This window comes from Corynebacterium yonathiae (assembly GCF_027570195.1).
GTDB lineage: Bacteria > Actinomycetota > Actinomycetes > Mycobacteriales > Mycobacteriaceae > Corynebacterium > Corynebacterium yonathiae.
Genome location: NZ_JAKMUZ010000014.1, coordinates 37,352 through 57,620 on the forward strand (window position 1 = coordinate 37,352; position 20,269 = coordinate 57,620).

General features: G+C 58.0%; 19 protein-coding genes. 8 read left to right on the top strand and 11 right to left on the bottom strand.

The genetic code is table 11. The features are described from left to right. The first annotated feature begins 14 nt into the window (after positions 1-14). Positions 15-1,058, top strand: coding sequence for a 3-hydroxyisobutyryl-CoA hydrolase (locus tag L8V22_RS08120; protein ID WP_238801788.1), 1,044 nt, complete (start codon positions 15-17; stop codon positions 1,056-1,058). On the opposite strand, the gene L8V22_RS08125 is transcribed toward L8V22_RS08120, so the two are convergent. Genes L8V22_RS08125 through L8V22_RS08135 form a run of 3 tightly spaced genes read right to left on the bottom strand, consistent with a single transcriptional unit; the run spans position 1,035 to position 5,223 of the window. Further along, positions 1,035-2,210: a DUF6882 domain-containing protein gene (locus tag L8V22_RS08125; RefSeq protein ID WP_238801787.1), complete on the bottom strand. Its 1,176-nt coding sequence runs from the start codon at positions 2,208-2,210 to the stop codon at positions 1,035-1,037. The genes L8V22_RS08120 and L8V22_RS08125 overlap by 24 nt on opposite strands. A 42-nt stretch (positions 2,211-2,252) precedes the next feature. After that, entirely contained in the window at positions 2,253-2,852 is a 600-nt protein-coding gene (locus L8V22_RS08130; protein WP_238801786.1) for a TetR/AcrR family transcriptional regulator, read from the bottom strand. Then, on the bottom strand, positions 2,845-5,223 hold the full coding sequence (locus L8V22_RS08135) for an MMPL family transporter (protein ID WP_269966447.1): 2,379 nt from the start codon (positions 5,221-5,223) through the stop codon (positions 2,845-2,847). Before L8V22_RS08135 ends, L8V22_RS08130 begins: the two co-directional genes overlap by 8 nt. A 231-nt stretch (positions 5,224-5,454) precedes the next feature. Here L8V22_RS08135 and L8V22_RS08140 point away from each other — a divergent pair, with 231 nt between their 5' ends. After that, the gene (locus tag L8V22_RS08140; RefSeq protein WP_238801784.1) at positions 5,455-6,108 is read left to right on the top strand and encodes a hypothetical protein; all 654 of its coding nucleotides are present in this window, start codon (positions 5,455-5,457) and stop codon (positions 6,106-6,108) included. Here L8V22_RS08140 and L8V22_RS08145 read toward each other — a convergent pair. From L8V22_RS08145 to L8V22_RS08155, 3 genes are read right to left on the bottom strand one after another with little or no spacing between them, the layout of a single operon-like run. Further along, complete coding sequence (locus L8V22_RS08145) at positions 6,105-6,644, bottom strand: gamma carbonic anhydrase family protein (protein ID WP_238801783.1); 540 nt, start codon at positions 6,642-6,644, stop codon at positions 6,105-6,107. The two genes, L8V22_RS08140 and L8V22_RS08145, sit on opposite strands and share 4 nt — an antisense overlap. Positions 6,645-6,664: 20 nt before the next feature. Next, a complete protein-coding gene (locus tag L8V22_RS08150; protein WP_238801782.1) occupies positions 6,665-7,042 on the bottom strand; it encodes a hypothetical protein in 378 nt (125 codons plus the stop codon). A gap of 11 nt (positions 7,043-7,053) precedes the next feature. After that, positions 7,054-7,395, bottom strand: a complete 342-nt coding sequence (locus L8V22_RS08155; protein ID WP_238801781.1) for a hypothetical protein — start codon at positions 7,393-7,395, stop codon at positions 7,054-7,056. A 25-nt stretch (positions 7,396-7,420) separates the two neighbouring features. Here L8V22_RS08155 and L8V22_RS08160 point away from each other — a divergent pair, with 25 nt between their 5' ends. Together L8V22_RS08160 and L8V22_RS08165 are read left to right on the top strand one after the other, a co-directional pair. Beyond that, the gene (locus L8V22_RS08160; RefSeq protein ID WP_238801780.1) at positions 7,421-8,290 is read left to right on the top strand and encodes a patatin-like phospholipase family protein; all 870 of its coding nucleotides are present in this window, start codon (positions 7,421-7,423) and stop codon (positions 8,288-8,290) included. Between the two features lie 152 nt (positions 8,291-8,442). Further along, positions 8,443-10,008, top strand: coding sequence for an aspartate-alanine antiporter-like transporter (locus L8V22_RS08165; RefSeq protein WP_238801779.1), 1,566 nt, complete (start codon positions 8,443-8,445; stop codon positions 10,006-10,008). A gap of 81 nt (positions 10,009-10,089) precedes the next feature. Here the strand turns inward: L8V22_RS08165 and L8V22_RS08170 are convergent, their stop codons facing one another. Next, positions 10,090-11,724, bottom strand: a complete 1,635-nt coding sequence (locus L8V22_RS08170) for a peptide chain release factor 3 (protein ID WP_238801778.1) — start codon at positions 11,722-11,724, stop codon at positions 10,090-10,092. A 24-nt stretch (positions 11,725-11,748) separates the two neighbouring features. After that, a complete protein-coding gene (locus tag L8V22_RS08175; protein WP_238801777.1) occupies positions 11,749-12,585 on the bottom strand; it encodes an SDR family NAD(P)-dependent oxidoreductase in 837 nt (278 codons plus the stop codon). A gap of 80 nt (positions 12,586-12,665) precedes the next feature. Here L8V22_RS08175 and L8V22_RS08180 point away from each other — a divergent pair, with 80 nt between their 5' ends. Together L8V22_RS08180 and L8V22_RS08185 are read left to right on the top strand one after the other, a co-directional pair. Continuing rightward, positions 12,666-14,018 (top strand): TrkH family potassium uptake protein, encoded by a 1,353-nt coding sequence (locus L8V22_RS08180; protein ID WP_238801776.1) that lies wholly within the window; start codon positions 12,666-12,668, stop codon positions 14,016-14,018. After that, entirely contained in the window at positions 14,011-14,703 is a 693-nt protein-coding gene (locus L8V22_RS08185; protein ID WP_023021931.1) for a potassium channel family protein, read from the top strand. Before L8V22_RS08180 ends, L8V22_RS08185 begins: the two co-directional genes overlap by 8 nt. 9 nt (positions 14,704-14,712) lie before the next feature. Here the strand turns inward: L8V22_RS08185 and pth are convergent, their stop codons facing one another. Next, entirely contained in the window at positions 14,713-15,360 is a 648-nt protein-coding gene (gene pth / locus L8V22_RS08190) for an aminoacyl-tRNA hydrolase (RefSeq protein ID WP_238801775.1), read from the bottom strand. 35 nt (positions 15,361-15,395) lie between these two features. On the opposite strand from pth, the gene L8V22_RS08195 reads away from it, so the two are divergent. Together L8V22_RS08195 and L8V22_RS08200 are read left to right on the top strand one after the other, a co-directional pair. Further along, a complete protein-coding gene (locus L8V22_RS08195) occupies positions 15,396-16,379 on the top strand; it encodes a nitronate monooxygenase (RefSeq protein WP_238801774.1) in 984 nt (327 codons plus the stop codon). Between the two features lie 64 nt (positions 16,380-16,443). Then, entirely contained in the window at positions 16,444-17,898 is a 1,455-nt protein-coding gene (locus L8V22_RS08200) for a glyceraldehyde-3-phosphate dehydrogenase (RefSeq protein ID WP_420839977.1), read from the top strand. 101 nt (positions 17,899-17,999) lie between these two features. Here L8V22_RS08200 and L8V22_RS08205 read toward each other — a convergent pair whose 3' ends face one another. Together L8V22_RS08205 and L8V22_RS08210 are read right to left on the bottom strand one after the other, a co-directional pair. Then, positions 18,000-19,481 carry an ABC-2 family transporter permease gene (locus tag L8V22_RS08205; RefSeq protein ID WP_238801772.1) on the bottom strand — a complete coding sequence of 494 codons (1,482 nt, stop codon included), beginning with the start codon at positions 19,479-19,481 and terminating at the stop codon, positions 18,000-18,002. Then, positions 19,474-20,187, bottom strand: coding sequence for an ATP-binding cassette domain-containing protein (locus tag L8V22_RS08210; RefSeq protein WP_238801771.1), 714 nt, complete (start codon positions 20,185-20,187; stop codon positions 19,474-19,476). The genes L8V22_RS08205 and L8V22_RS08210 overlap by 8 nt, the downstream gene beginning before the upstream one ends. Between the last annotated feature and the right edge of the window lie 82 nt (positions 20,188-20,269).

The window sequence follows — 20,269 nt, forward strand, 5'->3', positions numbered from 1 at the left end:
TCACACTAGGGGTTATGGCTATTACTGCACCTATCGTGTCCTCAATCCGTAACCATACCGGAGTCATTGAGCTCAACCGCCCGAAGGCTCTCAATTCCCTCACCCCGGAAATGATTGACCTCATCGCGGCATCGTTAGCGCAGTGGCGTGATAACGATGCGGTGGAGCAGGTGCTTTTTCTCTCGACCAGTTCTAAGGCATATTGCGCCGGTGGTGACGTCCGCTTTGCCCGCGAAGGCGTCCAAGAAGGAAAACTAGGCGATGTCGACAAGTTCTTTGCGGAGGAATACACCTTAAACGGCGATATTGCGGAGTATCCGAAGCCGGTCATCGCGCTCATCGATGGCATCGCTATGGGCGGTGGTCTGGGCATTGCCGCCCATGGCACCCACCGCGTAGTTACGGATAAGACTTTTGCCTCTATGCCGGAGATGAATATTGGCTATGTCACGGACGTAGGCATAGCTTATGCCGCCCAGCGTGTGGTGGGAACGCGCGGGAAGGCCTCGCCTGAGTTGGCAAAGTTCTGGGGTATCACCGGGTATCGCATGTATGCCGCAGACCTTGTGTGGAGTGGGTTGGCCACTCACTATGTGGCGGACGCAGAGGCCTTTGCTAGCGCGGTTATCGAGGAGGGGTTGGCCGCGGCGCTTTCCCAGCACGCCACGGAACCCGCGGATGAGCCTGCTTTGGCTGGGCTTATTGATTCCATCGAAGACGCCTTTTCCCACGACACCTGGCAGGACGTCACCGCGGCTTTGGATAACTACCCTGAGCTTAAGCAGCAGGTAGAGAAGTTGACTGCACAGGCGTGCCCTACCTCTATTGTCGCGGCGATGGAGCTCTTCCGTGCCGAGCAGGAGTGCAGCAGCGTGCGCGAGGCCTTGGAGATGGAGACCAATTTGGGCGCCTTCATGTACCGACGCGCGGACTTCGCCGAGGGAGTGTGTGCGGTCTTGGTGGATAAGACTAATGATGCAGCGTTTGAGCCAGCTGTGCTTGACGACGTCGACGTGGACGCCATCCGCAGCGCCCTACACGTCCACCCCGCGAAATGATCCATAGGCGGTGCGGGCACGATCGGCATCGATCCATTCCGGAGGTTGAACGTCCAAAGTTGCCTCTGTAGCTGCGGGCGTAGGCTCGGGCAGATGCAGCTCCGGCGCATCGAGGAGGACGAGGGCGATGCGGCCGTCGGAAAGCGTAGTGCCAGCCAGCGTCCAGATGCCGAGGATGGGTAAGGCCAAGTGGGGCAGTTGCTGCCTGCGCGCCAGCTGGAGCGGAAGGTGCGGACGAACCAGCTCGGGAACGACCTCGTTCATGCCAAAGCGGGCCAGGCTACCTGCCCACTTGGCGGCCGCAGAGTTCTTGAGCGAGGGATCGGCCCAAGCCCAGGTGAATTCCTCCGCCGATATGGTGGCTATAAGCACCGCTCTCGCCACAAATTGTCCATCGCGATAGGACACGCTAGCGGTGGCTTTGTCTGTATCGAGTTCTATTGTGGCAGCGGGGAAACGGCCCTGAAAATATAGTTGGCTCTCCACCCCGAGATAAAAAGCATCCTCGAGGATGCTGGTGGCGGGAAAACCCGGGGTGATGCTGGAAATCTTGTGAACGCCGTGCTCGGCTTGTTCAAAGCGCACCGTGGTGCCATCGGAAAAGTGCACGTACGGCTCTTCCTCGGTGGAGTCTATGTCCACATAACGAGCAAGGGTGAGGGCCGGCCCCTTTTCATCCTCGTCCGCTCTGCTCTGTCGCAGGCCGCATAGCAGAGCCTGGCGAAACTCTAGGTGGGGGTGAAAATCTACCGCAACGATAGCCACGTGCTCACCCTGCTGGGCGCGAAGTATCGGCATATTGCCCACGATGAGGGAAGCTAAAGCAATCATGCTTTCTGGGTCTGTTGTCACCGGGCTGTCCTGTGGTAAATCAGCACTATATTCGGTGGCTGTGGTGGTCCAGTGCCACGTGTTGGCAGAAATGACGGCTAGCCGCACGCCACGGAAATCAGAAACCTGCTGCGCGGAACTTATCCTCGTCTCCACTAACTGATCGGTGACAAAATTGCCTTTACCGTTAGTGGAGGGGCCGAGGAAATTAAATTCCACGTCGGTTGCCTTACCAATGTGGTCTTGAAATGTGGCATTAACGCCCGCCTGAATGAAGCGGGCGTTATGCGCGGTGCTCGATATAGGGGCTTTCTTATCCATAACTACTGCCGAGCATACGGATTAAAGCGCCCATTAGGCTAGCTAGTCGATGGCGCGCACGGTAGCAAAGGCTGTACGCACTATCTCATGTTGTGTGTGAGCGGTCAGTGATTCTTCGGCCTGGGAGCGGCGGTGGATTTCTTTCATGCTCACCGCGGCGGCGCCCGCACAGGCCTGGAGGATGACCGCGACCTCAAAGCGCGATTTATCCGGAACGCGTTGGTGGAAAGCTTCCAAAACTTGCTCGGATACGACCTGGAATTGTTGGCGCTCTTCTGTGGTATGGCTCAAGTTTTCTAAAGCCTCGCCGATAGTGAAAAGAGAGGTGATGGAATGTAACTCTTTTCCTTCATTTTCGGTGGCATCGAGCGTTACCTGTTCGAAGAATTCAGAAATGGATGAGTTAGGAAAGACAGTGGGCACTTCCTTAGAAAACTCGGCAAGCACATTGGTGCCAAAGGACAGTAGCGCATCAGAAACCGAGGAGAAGTAGTTATGGAAGGTGCGCGGGGAAACCCCGACGGCGGCAGTTATGCCTGAAACCGTGGCAGCTTCAGCGCCACCGTCGAGGACGAGGCGCGCTGCCGCATCGGCCATGGCCTGACGAGTAGCTCGCTTCTTTTCTTCGCGCAGACTAGTCACGGTGTGTTTCGCCTACCTTCTCTCGTTGGGTGCGCAAGAGCTCCTCGCGCTCTGAGTGCAAGGCCTCTCCCTCGATATCCATGTTTGGGGTGATCTTATCCAACCAATGTGGGAACCACCATGCCTTCTTATCCAGTACGAACATGGTGGCCGGGATGATCATCATGCGGACCACGAAGGCATCGATAAGCACGCCGGCGGCCAGAGCAAAGCCCATGGTCTTGATAAACAGCTCATCCATCAAAATGAAGGCGGCGAAGACCGAAATCATAATCAGGGCTGCAGCCGTCACCACGCGGGCGCCATGCTTAAAGCCATTGGAGGTAGCGTTGCCAGCCGTCTTGCCATTGACAAAGCCCTCGCGCATGCGGGTGACCAAGAAAACCTGATAGTCCATGGCCAGGCCGAAGGTAAGGCCGATGAGCATGATAGGCAGGAAGGAAAGAAGCGGCTGCGGGTCATCGACGATGCCGAACATACCCTCCTGCCAAATGGCTACCGTGATGCCGAAGGTAGCGGCCATCGAGAGTGCGAAGCCGGCCGCGGCGATAAGCGGTACCCAGATGGAACGGAAGACCAGCATCAAGACGATGAAGGCCAAGCCCAGCACGATGGCTACATAAGGAATGAGCACGTTATTGAGGCGCTCAGAAATGTCATCGAAGATCGGGGTGATGCCGGTGATGCCATAAGAGCCGCCGGTCTTTTCAAACTCACCCTGGTGATCGCGCAGGTGGTTGAGGGTCTCGGTGGTTTCTTCATCGGTGGCGCCGGTGGTTGGCGTGATCATGATCTGTGCAGCATCACCGTTGTCAGTGGTTTGCACGATCTGGGCGTTTTCCACACCCGAAGTACCATTGAATTTCTGCAGCAGATCCTGGAACGCCGGCATGCGATCCTGTTCGGACACGTTAGCTACGTCAACGAAAGCGATCATTGGCGCATTGCGGCCTGGACCAAAGGCATCTGCCGTAATCTCATAGGCCTCGCGCTGCGGGGTACCGGGCTTCGCGGTGCCATCAGTGGGCATGGCCAAGCGCAGCTGGGCGAATGGTACAGCCAGGATGCCCAGCAAGACGACGCCGGCGATAAGGTGTAGCCACGGATGGGCGCGCACGCGGCGCACCCAGCGCAGGCCCATGGTGGGCTTTTCGTCTTCTGGGTCCGGAACCTTGGGGCCGGGGACCCGGCCGGCAAAAATCTTGGTGCCCAAAAGGCCAAGTAGGGCAGGGATAAAGGTATTGGCAACCAGCACAGCGATGATGACCGTTGCTGCGGCGGCGATGGCCATGGTGCCCAAGAAAGGAATGCCGATGATGGTCAGAGCGGCCAAGGCAATGACCACGGTGGTGCCGGCGAAGACGACGGAACCGCCCGCGGTACCCAGCGCCATGCCCATGGCGTGAGCTCGGGTGGCCTTATCCATCTTCTTGAGCTCTGCGGCTAGCTCCTTAGGCGAAAGATCATTGAGGCCAGAAGAGGTAATGAGCTCATTGCGGAAACGATTAACAATAAATAGTGCGTAATCGATACCGACCGCCAGGCCGATCATGGAAGCCAAGGTCGGGGTCATATCGGAGATAGTATCCGTGAATACGGTGCATACCTGCACACCAAGAATGCCGATGCCCACACCAATGATGGCGGAAATAAGCGGCATGCCGGCGGCGACGAAGGAACCGAAGGTAATCAGCAGCACGATTGCGGCGACGATAAGGCCGATGATTTCGGCGCTGCCACCCATCTCTTGGCCAGCGGAGTTAAAAGCATTGCCCTGGTATTTGACCGTGAGCTCGCCCTCGTCGTACTTGTTCAACACATCCGTTACCGCAGTCATATCCTCTTCCGGGATGTCCATGACATCGTCGGCGTTGAAGGCAATAGTGACGGTACCGGTAGTTTTATCCTCGCTGAGAGGGGAGAGCTGTTGCAGGTTTTTCTTCACCTGCTCCTCCGGCATGTGCTGGGCTTTCATCTTTTCGCCCATTTGCTTTTCCATGCCAGCGGCGGCCATAACCGGACTGACCAGCTTGTCTTGCTCCTTGAGCGCACCAGTGTCTTTGAGGTCACCGAGGAGGTTATCCACCTCGCCGGCTACTTGCTTATCGGTGAGGTTTTTGCCCTCCGGTGCTTGGATAACCACTGTGCCTTCGGGGGCGCTCATGGCATCGGTGTCTTGGCCGAAGCGTTCCATCATCTTGTCTTGGGTGGTGGTCGAGTCCATCTCCGGCATGGAGAAGTTGGGGTTCGGTGACTTGGCAAAGCCGGCGGTTAGACCCACCATGGCCACCAAGACGATAAGCCAAAAGGCCAGGAAGGGCCATACCTTGCGGTATGCCCAGCTGCCTAGCCGGTAGAGAAATTTAGACATATTCGTGCTTTCTAGTCGAGTGAACGGGCAATGTTATGCGCGCGGATAAGCGCGGATATGCGATCCGCGAGCAAAGATTGCATTTCATGAGAAACATTGCACAGTCTATGCAAGATTGCTTAGTGTGTGCAAAGATCTGTGTGTCGTGTCATAAGTTAGCGCTATCGAGAGATGAAACATTCATCTTCTTCGGCATCGGAGATTACAGCGTGGAGCGGTAGACTATCCGGCATGCTCCATGCCGTTAGTTTCGCCCTTTTGGATTCCGTCAATGCCTTGCTTATTGGCATCCTTGTGGCCATCGGCATCATTTTGCCCCGCGGTAAGTACCGGCGCATCGCCGCATTGGTGGTGATAGGGGATTGGGTCGGGGTGCTCGTCGCAGCGGCCGTGGTTATGTTTTTGCTGCTTGGGGTAAAAGATCAAATTGAGGCCATTTTGAGCTCGCCCATTGCCGGCTGGGTGCTTGTCGCAGTTGGCATCGCAGTGGCCATCGGCTCGTGGCGCTCCAAAGGGCAACCCAATGCCTTGGTCAACCGGCTACTAGAACCATTGCGCACGCCGTCGCTGATTACTGCACTCATCGGCTTTGTGATGGGTGTCGTGCAATCACTGACTTCGGTGCCTTTTTATTACGGGCTAATGCACTTGGCCACAGAAAAGATTGCTCCAGCAGCACAATATGGAGGCCTAGTGTGGTACGCCAGCCTAGCCCTATCCTTGCCCACCATCTGCGGCGTATTTATCGCTGTGGTGCGCGCGCATCCCGATTCGGCGGCGGGCAGGCTTTTTGCCGCCGCCCGTGCCAATAGCACCCAAGTGGCGCTCTTTGGCGGTTACCTCGTGGCGATCTTTCTCATCCTCATGGGCGCATTGTCGCTTTAATCAAAGAGGACTTCATCCAGGCTTAATGCCTCATTGGATTGGCGCTGGGCGCACTCCACGTAGCGCGCCGCGTGTGGGATGAAGGCTTCCGATTCTTCTGCGCTGAGTTCGCGGCGGACCTTGGCCGGCACGCCGGCGGCGAGGCTGCGCGGCGGAATGTCTGTGCCCTCCAGTACCACGGCACCGGCGGCGATCAGCGAACCCGCACCGATCGTGCAGCGCGAAAGTAGCGAGGACGACATCCCGACTAAAGAACCTGCCTCCACGTGTGCGGCGTGGACCATAGCCATGTGTCCCACGGTGACATCATCTTCCAGTACGCAGGGGGTATCTTCTTCCACGTGGAAGACACAGTTGTCCTGAATATTGCATCGCGCACCGATCCGAATTTTGCCTACATCACCGCGCAGCACGCTGCCATAAAATACGGAGGAGTCTGGGCCGATTTTTACGTCTCCAATGATGGTGGCATTAGGGGCAATCCACGCGCTGCGATGGATGCGTGGCTTCTTTCCAGCAAAGGGTAAAAGGAGCATGTGCGGATTCCTTTCAAAAGTTATTCGACTACTAAAGCCAAGGCGGGGGAGAGCTCATATTCGCCGGGGCGGGGAAGGTGGTCTAAGAGGGCGTCGGCAAGCGCGGGCGTAAGCGGAATAACCCAGCCGCGCTTGGGATCCTTGATGGGCAGTGCATCCTTCTTTACAGCCGGGAAATGAGCCGTTGCGGTGGGAGAAACCAGTGTGGCCGATTCGCGGGAGCGTGCTACCTCGCGCAGAACCTCCGCGCCGGGCTGATTGGTGACCATTATGATCATTGAGCCGGCGGTGTGGATTTCCAGTTTTTCCACTTGGGCTATGGGAGCGGCGGAATCGGGGCGCGCTAAGCGCGGGGACTGCGTGCCGGTGAGCCGAGCAAGTGCATCTTTTAATCCCATAAGCCCCTAGTCTAGTGAGCGCGCACCGTAACGGTGCGGCCGCGCTCTAGATCGAAGTAGGTGCGTTGCCCCGTGGCGGCAACGTGCTTGTGAGCTAGAGATTCGTCTTGGGTAACCGACGTAGCGAAAAATACTAAAGGGCCGCCTGGGCGGCGATAGGTACTGAGATAGCGTGCGCCTTCTTGCCTGGCTAGTGCGAGGGCTGTGCGTATCACGTCCGGAGTGGGCTCATCTGCTTTCAGCAGTGCCTTCCCGGTGGGGGTATAGGCAAACCCGGTGCGGGGCTGCTGGCCGGTTTCGACGTCGAAAGTTCCTTCCTCGTCCGCGAGCAGTTGCCGGAAAATGCGCTTCATTGGGCCCAGCGTAGTATGGGGCACCATGATTGACGCCAGCAACACCGCACTCGTTATTGAAGGCGGCGGCATGCGTAATTCTTATACCGCCGCCTGCATGGTTAAGCTCATCGAAGAAGGAGTAGACTTTGGTTGGGTAGGCGGTGTTTCAGCCGGGGCATCCCACACCGTTAATTATTTATCGCGCGATGCTCGGCGTGCGGAAGAGTCGTTTACGGACTTTGCCAAGAATCCCAGCTTTGGCGGCGTGGGTTCGCTGGTGCGTGGAACGGGCTATTTTAATGCGGAATATATCTATGAGCGAGCCGCCGATAAAGATCTGCCCTTTGACTGGAAGGCTTACCGCGAGCACCCGGCCGATATGGTGCTGGCGGCAGCACGAGCGGATACCGGCGAGTCCGTTTATTGGACGCGCGAGGATGTTCACACCCCAGAGGATCTTTTTGTGCGAGTGCGAGCCTCGTCCACGCTGCCACTGATTATGCCGATGCGCTTTATCGACGGCGCACCATATGTAGATGGCGCATTGGGCTCTTCCGGCGGCATCACCATCGCGCAAGCGGAGGAGGCCGGCTATGAGAAGTTCCTTTTCATCGGTACTAAGCCGCGTGGGTATGTACGTCCTGAGGTGGCGCGCCCGGCCTTCATCCGCCGCATCTTCCGCAGGTACCCCGCTATTGCCGACTCCCTGATAGCCCGCCCTGCTATCTACAATGCCGCCAAGGACCGCCTTTTGGAATTGGAACGCCAAGGTAGGGCCCAACTATTTTTCCCCGAGGATATGCAGGTCGCCTCTACTGAGCGCAATGTACACAAGCTGAGCGCGAACTATCAGGCGGGTAAAGCCCAGACCTATACGGAGTGGCCGCGGTGGAAGGAATTCCTCCTCGACTAGTTCACTTTGGATAGTTGTTGTGAGATGTACCGCTGCTGGGGGTGGTCGGTCGACGGTGAAACTGGTCTAAGCAGTAGCGATGCCGAGTGTGGGCTTTGAAGAAAGTGCCTTTCACGTGGCACTTTGCTGGAAAATGCCTAAACTATTCCAGCGTGTTAGCAATTTTTGATGGAAATATATGGCTGAGCATCTTTTTCATAGTGCTGCTCGGCACGTTATTTGGCATGATTCCTTTCGGGCCGTTGCGCTTTGGCGCGGCCGGCACGCTTTTTGTGGGTTTGGCCCTCGGCTCGTTTATTGACCTGGACAAAGACATTCTAAGCTCCCTGCAAGAGATGGGCTTGGGTCTCTTTATTTATATGCAGGGGCTCTCCGCCGGCGAGCGCTTCTTCAAGGGCTTTTCTAAGCAGATGAAGCACATGCTCACTGCTACAATTGCGATTATTGTGGCTGCAGGTGCAGCCCTATTCTTTGGTGGCATGCTGGGACTAGACACCCTAGCTTCCGTTGGCGTATTCGCCGGCGCCACCACCTCGACACCGTCGCTGGCTGTGGCCCAACAGCAAACGGGTGAAGAGCTACCTGCCGTGGGGTACTCGCTGGGCTATCCCGTGGGTGTGGCAGTGGCCATCCTGGTGGTGGCCTTCCTGCTCAAGCAAAACTGGCCTGCCAAGCGGGATAAGGACAATTCTGCCTCCAAGATCTTCCGTTCCCGCACTATCCGCGTCACCAAAGACGTGAACTACGATGATCTGGAAGAAAAGTTCAAGGATCACTTTGTGATCGCCACCATCCGCCGCGGCAATAAGGTGCGCGTGGCTGGTGACCGTCCAGAACTGCGCAAAGGCGATATTCTGCGCGTGATGGTCACCAAGGCTAAGGCCCGTGAGCTCACCCAAATGCTGGGCAAGCGCCAGCCGCAGACTCCGTTCGTGGATAAGCGCCTAGTTATTGAAACCGTGGCTGTATCTAACCAGGATATTGCCGGTCGCACCGTAGGGGAGTTGAACCTGTTTTCTCGCTATGGCGGGCGCATCGTGCGCGTGCAGCGTGGCGATGAGGAGTTCCTGGCCAATAATGAAACTCATTTGGCCTCTGGCGATACGCTTGAACTCATCGTGAAGTTTGACCGTTTGGGCGATATCCGGGATTACTTCGGTGACTCCGTTAAGTCCTACTCCGAGTTGAACTGGGTGGCACTAGGCGGCGGCCTATTCTTGGGCTACCTGCTCGGCCAAGTCGTGGTACCGATGCCCGGTGGTGCCTCCTTCGAACTGGGCTTTGCACTCGGACCGCTGATTACGGGCCTAATTCTCGGCGCGCTGCACCGCACCCGCCGCATCCCATGGCAGGTTCCGGCCTCCATTAACACCGCCTTCCAGCAGTGGGGCCTCGTCATCTTCTTGGCATCCGTGGGCCTATCTTCTGGTGAGGCATTCCTGTCCACCGCATTCTCCTGGATGGGGCTGAAGTGCATGATCCTCGCCGCGATCGTCACCTCGGTCACTGCTGTGTTGTTCGCCGTGGCGAATCGCTTCATGGGACAATCTGAAACTCGCACCGCCGGCGGACACTCCGGCATCTTTGCCCAGCCAGCCGTAGTCAACTACGCCACGGGGCTGAGCTCGGACTCGCGGATTATGATCGGTTATGCAGCCACCATTGTGGTGGCGCAGGTCGTCAAAATCGCCGTAGTCCCAGTGATGCTGATGGTTTAACCGGCAACCGAAAAGGCCGCTCCCCAGAATGGGAAGCGGCCTTTTCCCATGTTTTATAGAGATTGAGAAAGCTGTGCCGCTTTAATCCGCCACCAGCGTTTCCATGGTCAGCTCTGGGTGTTCTTTCTCAATGAAGGCGAGCTTCCACTTATCTCCAAAGAGCGCGATGAGCTCGCCGTCTTGGCGGGTAAAGATCTCCACTCCGCGCTGGCGGCCCAGTTCCGGGGCAGATTCGGCATCGGTGCGCCGGGCCACGGAATAGGGGATGGGTTCGGTGACGGTTTCTACGTTGTATTCGAACTCCATGCGGGCCTGCATGACCTCGAACTGCATGGGGCCAACCGCCGCCATGACCGGTGAGGCATCGCCACGGGTCTCGTTCTTGAGAATCTGAACCACGCCCTCGGCTGCTAGCTGATCCAGGCCCTTGCGGAAGGCCTTGTACTTGCCCAGCGACTTCGCGCGCAGAATCTGGAAAGCCTCCGGGGCGAATTGTGGCATCGGCTTGAACTGGACCTTTTTGCCGGAATAGATGGTGTCACCAGGGGCGAGCGATCCGGCGTTGACCAGACCCACGATATCGCCGGGATAGGCGGTATCCACGGTATCGCGCGTGCGGCCGAAGACGGTCAGCGCATACTTGGTGGAAAAGCTGCGGCCAGACTGGGCGTGGTTGACCTGCATGCCGCGCTCAAATTCGCCAGAGACCACGCGCATGAAGGCCAAATTATCGCGATGCTTTTGGTCCATACCTGCCTGAACCTTAAAGACGACGCCGGAGAAATCATCGCTTACTTCGCGGACCTCATCGATAGCACTGGTGGCAGCCTCAACCGCCTTAGGATCAGATTCGCGCGAATGCGGGGCCGGGGCAATGGCACACAGCGTATCCAGGATTTGGTGTACACCGAAGTTCAGCATCGCAGAGGCAAAAATGAGTGGGGAAGTCACGCACTGCTCGAAAAGCTCCTGATCATGCAGGGCACCATCGGCGGCGAGGAGCTCGGCCTCTTCGACCGCGGTTTCCCATACATCTGCTTCCTTCTCACCGGCGGCCTCCGGATCGAAGTGTTCCTCCGGTGCGATGGTGGAGCCACCTGCGGTGCGGATGAAGTGGATATACTCATCGGCCTCGCCGTCGTCATTGATATGCGCCAGACCGCGGAAATCACCGGCGATGCCCACCGGCCAGTACAGCGGGGTGGGCTGCAGCTGGATTTCGTTGACGATCTCATCAACGAGCTCCAAGGGCTCGCGGCCCACGCGGTCCCACTTATTGATCACAGTGACGATCGGCAAGCCGCGGGCCTTGCAGACGCGGAAGAGCTTGAGGGTCTGGGGCTCGAGGCCCTTGGCGGCGTCGATAAGCATGACTGCCGCATCTACCGCGGTGAGTACGCGGTAGGTATCTTCAGAAAAGTCTGCGTGGCCTGGGGTATCAACCAGGTTGATCATGTAGGGCTCGCCCTCGTGTCCCTCGGGCGCATACTCGAACTGCAGCGCTGAGGAAGCCACGGAAATACCGCGGTCCTTTTCCATGTCCATCCAGTCAGACACTGTGGACTTGCGGTTGCCCTTGCCGTGGACCGCGCCGGCCTCATTAATAACGTGTGCGTGCAGCGCCAGCGCCTCCGTCAGCGTGGACTTACCAGCATCCGGGTGGGCGATGACGGCAAACGTGCGGCGGCGTGAGGCCTCAGAAACGACAGAACTCATGCGGCATAGTCTAGTGGGTTCGCGCTACCACTCCACATTGAGGCGGCGCCCCAAATCATCAAAGATGCGGCGGGCTACCGATAGCTTCTTCGCAATGGGACGCTGCAGCCCGGGTTTGCGCTTGTCGTTATAGTATTCGCCGGATTCGAAGTGGATGCCTTCCGTGCCGGTCAGGTAGTAGGCGAGGCTATCGGCGCCATCTGCAGGCTTGCCAAAGGTTTTGCTAAGAAACCCCGAATAAATCCTGGACATCATGCCAGTCGAGGATTTGGAAAAGTCCGTGGCCAGCACTCCCGGGTGGAAAGAGACTGCATTAAGCCCGTGGGCATCGAAATAGCGGGTAAGTAGGATATCTCCCAGCTTCGCGTTGCCATAAGCACGCTCGGGGCTAAAGTGCTCCACAGTATTGGGATCGTTTGGGTCAAAGTTAGACATGAGGAAATTGGCCAACGAAGCGGTCTGGACCACGTTGGCAGAATCTGCGCGCAGCTTCTCGCGCAGCAAAGAGGTCAACAGGAAAGGTGCAACCACGTTGACCTGCCAGGTGCGCTCAAATCCATCAGCAGTGGTGGAGGGACCATCGAAAATGCCGCCAGCATTATTGCCTAGCGCATGAATATGCTCCAGCTCGCTCAACTCTCCGGCCAGGCGGCGCACCTGCCCCAATGACTCGAAATCGGCAAGGAAGTACTGGCCTCCTACTTCCTCTGCCACCGCGCGCGTCTTCTCCGGATTGCGGCCGATGATAACCAGGTTGTCTTGCGGGCAGGTGCGATGCAACTGTCGTGCGGCCGCGGCACCCAGCCCGCCCGATGCGCCCGTAATCACAATCGTCTTGGCAGTGCTATGTGGCGAAGTCATAGCCCCAATCTTAACTTCGAGGCGGGGGTGGTGCCCGCTAGCAGTTTCCTTGTACCCCAAGCAGGTCTATACTTCCGCTCGTGAAACATCTGCTTTCCATACGGCAGTGGGGACCGGCGCGCTTAACCGCAGCCGGATTTCTTTTGCTCATTTTACTGGGAACGGTTTTGCTCATGCTGCCGTTCGCCGAGGCCGGCACCGCCCGCGCTTCTTTTTTATCTGCGCTATTCACCGCCACGTCCGCAGTCTCGCTGACTGGGCTTATCGTGGTCGATACCGGCAGTTTCTGGAGCCCGGCCGGCCAAGTGGTCATCTTGGCACTCATCCAACTGGGTGGCTTGGGCATCATGTCCTTAGCCTCGCTTTCCGGCCTGCTTTTTACCGGCCGGATTAGCTTCAAAGCACGCAAAACGGGTGCCTATGAAGGGCGCCCCATTGCTCCTGGCGGAATTCGCAAGACGCTGATTTTTACCTTTGCCTTTACCGCTGTAGCAGAGATCATCATCGCTGTCATCGTGGCTGCGCGGTTGATGATTGGCTATGGTCATTCCTTTCCGCGCGCGGTATGGGAAGGCATCTTTCACGCCATTTCTGCATTCAATAACGCGGGATTTAGCACCAATAGCGATAACCTGGTGCCCTTTGTTGCAGATGCCTGGATTCTGCTGCCCTTAGCCGCCGCGCTGATCGGTGGCGGCTTGGGATTTCCGGTATGGGCCGAGCTGGTACGCCTCGTGCGCCGCAACCGTCCCGTGGTCCACCGCATCTCCATTACCGCGCGCATGACTTTGGTTGCTACGGCTGTGCTCTTGGTTTCTGGTGCGGTCTTTTTCGCCTGCATGGAATGGACCGGGCTGATGTCGTCCATGTCGCTGGGAGAAAAACTGCTCAACTCTTTCTTTGCCAGTGCATCTCCGCGCACGGCCGGCTTTAATGCCATCGACTACGGGCAGGCTCATCCCATTACCCTGATGGGCACCGATATTTTGATGTTTATCGGCGGCGGTTCTGCCGGTACTGCCGGCGGCATCAAGGTCACCACCGCGTGCGTGCTCCTGGCAGCCATGGCAGCTGAATTTATGGGCCGAGAGACGACCACCATTGGGCACCGCAGCCTTCCGCGCTCAGTCACGCGGCAGGCCCTGGCCTTGAGCTTTACCGGAGTCATGGTGGTCACGCTGGGCGTGGCGGCCCTGCGCTTTTTCGATCCGGAATTCAGCGGTGACCAAGTCTCTTTCGAAGTGCTCTCCGCATTCGCTACGGTGGGCTTGTCCACCGGAATTACCGCGAGCCTATCTGCTCCTTCGCAGATAGTGCTGTGCCTCATCATGTACCTGGGCCGAGTTGGCCCAACCACCTTGGTAGCGGCGCTGGCGGCAAAAACCGTAAGTCGGCGTTTTAGCTATCCCGAAGAAAGGCCGTTCCTTGGCTAATATTCTCAAGGCGCTGGGCCGCACCCGCGCCGGCATCGATATTCCACCCGTCGTCGTCATCGGCTTGGGACGCTTTGGCTCCTCGCTAGCCCATGAGTTAATGGCCAATGGTGTAGAGGTCCTTGGCATTGACTCCAGCGAAAAGAGAGTGCGCGAAGAAGCGCCTTACCTCACTGAGACCATTGCGGCAGACACCACTGACCCAGAGGCCTTGCGTCAGCTGGGCGTGGAGGAGGTCGAGCGCGTCATCGTCGCTATCGGCTCCCACCTGGAAGATTCCATTCTTACCGCATCTAACCTGGTGGAGCTGGGGGTGAAAGATATCTGGGCCAAGGCAGATTCGGAGGCGCATGCGCGCATTTTGAGCCAGATAGGCACCCACCACGTCATCCGGCCAGAGCGCGATACCGGCCGCCGTGTGGCCTACCTTTTGGGCGGGCGCTTTCGTGATTTCGCAGAAATCGCTACCGATTACGGCGTGACCCAAATGGCCGTTCCTAGCTCATTGGTGGGCCGACCGCTCGACCTTTCCGCCATCTGGCGCACCCACCGCGTGCAATTGGTTTCGGTGCGTTGTGCGGAAGGGCAGTGGGCCCCGCTTGCCGACGCCACCGAGCTCGCCCCCACCGATTTCATCGTCGCCGCCGGCAGCCCCCAGGCCCTAGAGAAATTCTCTCAGTGTTAACGCGAGTGGTTAACGCGAGTGGATCTGGTTTTGGGCTTTGCTTAGCCCTTCGGTCACGATGAGCCGAGCTGCCTTAGCTGCAGTGGCAATGGCGTCGTCAAAGTCCGCGCCGGTATCCACCGGGCCTAATACATAGTCTGGAATCGACGAGCCCTTGGGCGGCCGTGCAATGCCAATTCGTACACGCAAGTAGTCGCGCGTGCCTAAGCGCTCGGTGAGGGATTTGAGCCCGTTGTGCCCGTTTTCATTGCCACCCTGCTTGAGCCGGACCTTATTGGCCGGCAGATCGAGCTCATCGTGGAGGACAATCACATGGTCTGGAGCGATTCCTAATTGCTGCGCTAGCGGTGCCACAGGATCCCCCGACAGGTTCATAAAGGTGCCCGAACGCACGGCAAGTACTTTATGGCCCTCCCAAATAAGCGGAGCTGCCTGGACATCCATCCCGCGCACCGGCACGAGGACATCTCCACCAGCTGCGAGGAGATCATCGATGGCCATATAGCCCACATTGTGGCGGGTAGCGGCATACTTCGCGCCGGGGTTGCCCAAGCCCACGATAAGCCAGCCCGCCTCCAGATCGTTCGGATTAAGCTCCGATTGCGTCTTCTTTTCTGCGCCAAAGATCCGCGCGAAAAAATCTCCTAAAGCTGCCACTGCGCTAGCTTCCTCTCTCGGTAGTGTGGGGTGGTATGAGTCAGGTTATTAGCTCCCTTTCCCGTAACGTAATTCCCGCGCCAATGGCCGGTGGTCCCACCACCCCGGAACTGGTGCACGCAGCATTTGCGGCCGGCTCTTTCGGCACCCTAGGTTTGGGCTCTGCCAGTATCGACTCTGCTCGCACACAGATAGAACAGTGCGCCGGCATTCCTTTCGGGGTGAACCTCTTTTGCCCCCAAGATCCACTTCCCGAGCCGTACTTGGCAGCCGCACGCGAGCTTGCTCAAGCAGAAAGCCAGCCGCTACCCGAGCCCGACTACTCCTTTGGCTTTGAAGAAAAGCTGGAGCTAGCCCTGCGCGGCGGCGCCCGAGTGGTGTGGTCCATGTTTGGAACCTTTAACGCTTATCAGGTAGAGCAAATTCATGCCGCAGGAGCAGAGGCGTGGGCCACCGTTACTACCCCTAAGGAGGCAATTGCGGCCGCACGTGGCGGCGTCGACGCGCTCTGCGTCCAAGGTCCGGCGGCTGGTGGACACCGTGGAACCTGGGAGCTTTCCGCAACCCCAGACTCCCGGGACTTAAAAGAGCTAGTGGCTGATGTGCGCGCTGCGGCGCCAGAACTTCCCCTTATCGCAGCCGGTGGCCTGCGCACCGCGGCTGATGTAGCCAACGCTATGTCCTGGAGCGGAGTTGCCGCCTGCTCTTGCGGGTCCGCCTTTTTGTTGGCTGCCGAGGCCGGCACGAGCGACTATAACCGGCAGCTTCTTCGCCGTGGTGGGAAGACCGTCTCCACCCGTGCCTTTTCTGGCCGGTTCGCCCGCGGTTTGGAGAGCGATTACACCCGTAGACATCCCGATCTTCCACCGGTGTATCCGCTTTTGAATCCCGTGCTCAAGGAACGCCGTGCGCAGCACGATGATGTCGTAGCTTATTGCCTCGTAGGAACCGAAGTGGAGAAAATAAACGGGGGTACTGTGGCCGACATCCTTAACCGACTATGCCAAAACCCACACTAGTAGGCGCTAATATTTATGTTTGTAGATTCAATGCCACCCCCGTGACAGAAAAGGAATGAATTACGTGACCGCGAACGCACATGTTGGCCATGATGATTGGAACGAGCGCCTTGAGCTAGCGCAGCAGATGATTCCACTCATCCACCAGCTGCACCGCAACAATAACGTTGTCACCACCATCTTCGGCCGCCCGCTGGTGGGCCAGACGGATATCGACATCATCAAGTCTCACCGTTACGGTCGCCGCATTGCGCAGCGCCACCTGTCCACGGCGGAGACCCTGCCAATCCTGGTGGAATTGGCGGACATGAACCTAGGCGCCGCCAGCGTGGATCTAGGCCGCTTGGTTCTGGGCTGGGAGGAGTCCAATGAGGAAAACCTCCGTATGTACCTGGAAGGCGAGCTGTGCGAGATCGTCGGTGCTGGCGTGGATCTGGAAACCACCGACGTCGTTCTCTACGGATTCGGCCGCATTGGCCGACTGCTGGCCCGCCTGCTCGTCGCCCGCGAGGCAGCCTATGGTGGAGTCCGCCTGCGCGGCATTGTCCTGCGTAAGAAGGGCGATGGGGATATCCTCAAGCGCGCCTCCTTGCTGCGCCGCGATTCCGTCCACGGCGCTTTCAACGGCACCATCTCTGTGGATGAGGAAAACGAGGTGATCTGGGCCAATGGCACCAAGATCCAGATGATTTATGCCAACGATCCCGCTGAAATCGACTACACCTCTTATGGCATCAACAACGCCATCCTGGTAGATAACACCGGCGCGTGGCGCGACCGTGAGGGCTTGTCCCAGCACCTCCAGGCCAAGGGTATCTCTCGTGTGCTTTTGACTGCACCGGGCAAGGGCGATATCAAGAACATCGTCTACGGCATCAATAACGAAAAAATCACCGATGAGGACCAGATCCTCTCCGCTGCATCTTGCACCACCAACGGCATTACCCCAGTGCTCAAGGTCATCAATGACCGCTACGGCGTAACCCACGGCCACGTGGAGACCGCGCACTCGTTTACCAATGACCAAAACCTCATTGATAACTATCACAAGGGCGATCGCCGAGGCCGCGCTGCGGGCCTGAACATGGTGCTCACCGCTACCGGTGCTGCTAAGGCTGTGTCTAAGGCCCTGCCGGAATTTGAGGGTAAGCTCACCGGCAACGCCATCCGCGTTCCTACCCCGGACGTGTCCATGGCCGTGCTCAACCTTGAACTGGAGAAGGAAGTAGACCGCGAAGAGGTCAACGACTTCCTGCGCAACGTTTCGCTGCACTCTGACCTGCGTCAGCAGATTTCCTACATTGCCTCCCCAGAGGTTGTTTCCTCTGACTTCATCGGCAATACCCACGCTGGCATTGTCGATGGTGTTGCCACCATCGCCTCCGGCAAGCACCTCGTGCTTTATGTGTGGTACGACAACGAGTTCGGCTACTCCAACCAGGTAGTACGCATCGTAGAAGAGCTGGCGGGTACCCGCCCGGTTGTTCTGCCGAAGCGCGTATCTCCTGCTGAGCTATAAAGCTCAATGAACTATAGCCCGCGGTTACCCGCGGGCTATAGTCGTTTTCCGGGGTATTTTCAGCAAGGCGTAAAAGGTTTGAGCACCGAGCACCACTCGGCTTAGTTTGCCGGTCGCAGCGCTTTAGTCTTAAGCAGCCGGATGACCATCCACGTGCCAGCCGTGGCGAAGATTCCTGTCAACACCACTGCCAGAATATAGCGGGCAGGGGAATCTGCGTTCATGGGCCATGCGGGGAAGGCGATCAACCACAGCGGGGTTCTAGCGAGGACGTCTCCACCCAAGGTCACGGAGACGATAGTGCAGACGATGCACAGTGCCAGGCCACTCATGATGCCCAGACGAATCACGATGAGAAGAGAGAATACCGAAATCACATATCCCACCCCAATGGCTAGGGGCAGTTGGATGATCGACGTCGAAGCCGGGCTGCCAGAAGCAATAAGCGCGAGCGAAGCGCCCATGCATACTGCGGATACTATCCCGAAAAACCACCAGAGGAGGGCGCTGGAACAATGGCGGGATTCCATGTGGCTGAGCGGCCATACCGGCGCGAGTAATGGCCACACCATAACCGGTAGCACACCTGCCCCTACGGGGAGAAGCAGAAAAACAAAGAAGCCCTGGACGTAAGTCGGAGGATAGAAAAGGGTAAGAAATAGCAATGCCAAGGCACTTAACGCCAAGCAGGCGATAACCGCTGGGCTGCACGCCGCCCGGTGGAGACCAACTAGCGCGCCTGCAAAGCGGGGGCGGGCGGTGGCACGCGGTGCTGTGGCCGGGCGCCACGTGGCAGTGGCGCCGCTAAAGGCAGGGGTCGTCTGGCCGCGGCGAGGTAAGGCGAGGCGGCGCAGGCGGCGCGGAGTGACGATGGCCGCATAGATGCCCATTACTGCGAGAAGTAGCGTCAGAGCGAGGGCCGGCAGCGGATTTTCTTGCAGGAGCGGATCGCCTGGATCCAAGGGCACGGAATTTTGATGAATGCGCAGTGAATGAAGCAAGAGTCGCATGGGCCAAGCTGGTGGAAAAACCCACCACATAGGGCCTTCGACGACCTTGGAAGTCACGCTTAAAACCTGCCAGATAACGCTGAGTATTAGTGTCGCGCCAAGGCCATAGCGTCGCGAGCAGGCAGAGGCAAGGCCAGCAATGCCAATAGCACCGAGGAAAGAATATAGCCCGGCGAGTGCCACGAGGTTGTGCTGTTCGCGGCCTTGTGCGAACACTACTGCCCAGGACACCCCAAAGTTGAGGAGATGGAACGCGGCCAAGCTGGCGAGCACTACCACCAAGCGTGCAGTGTGTTCGTAGCGAGTAGTGAGACGGCGCCACCAGGTGCCGCCGCCGCGGGCGAGAACCTCTCGGCGCTCTGTAACCGCGGCAAATACCGCAACGAGTGGGGCGTACATGCCGGTGACAAACATAGATTGCCAGCCGAGAACACCGGTAGCATCCTTAGCCGGGGAAGCGATAGCAGAAAAGACTATGGTCATTAGCGCAAGCGGTAAGGCGAGAAGAGGTAGCCACTGCACAGCGCTGCCGCGACTGCGCAGCAGCTCTGCCGAAAGGTAGCGCTTAAACATCGGCCTCACCACCCAGGGAGGTGAGGCGGAAGAACGCGGACTCCAATTGGCCGCTGGGGGCAAGCTCCTGCAAGGACCCGGAGTAGCGAATGGTGCCCTGAGACAAAATGGTGATGTCGTCGGCCAAATGAAGGACCTCGCCAAGCTGATGAGAGCTGACTACAACAGTATGGCCGGCTGCTGCCAAGTCTCGCAGCAAAGTACGCAGCTCCACTATGCCCTGTGGATCAAGACCATTTTGAGGTTCATCCAGTAGCAAGATTTCTGGATCACCTAATAAGGCCTGCGCCAATGCCAAGCGGGCCTTCATACCAGTGGAAAAGGACTTGGCCTTCTTGGAACCGACCTCGGTGAGCCCCGCAATGGCTAAAACACGCTCTACCTCAGACTCCGGCAGGCCTAGCAAGCGGGTATGTACGCGCAGGTTGGCAGCGGCGGAAAGATGCCCGTAGAAGGCGGGCCCGTTCACGGATGCACCCACATGGTCGAGTACTTCACGTGACCAAGGAGCACCAGCCACGCGTACTATTCCGGAATCTGCCGGCAGCAGGCCAAGGAAGATGGAAAAGAGGGTGGATTTTCCGGCCCCGTTGCGTCCTAGCAGGGCGTGGACTCGGCCAGGGGTGATACGAAAATCCACATCCCGCAGTACCGCGTGGGAGCCAAAGGATTTGTTGACGCGTTCAAAGGAGATCTCAAAACTCATACCGCCTAGTCTTGCAGCACAGCGCCGCAATAACCTCCGCCCAGGCTGTGGACCTTAGCGCGAAGTTCTCCTACCACGGTAG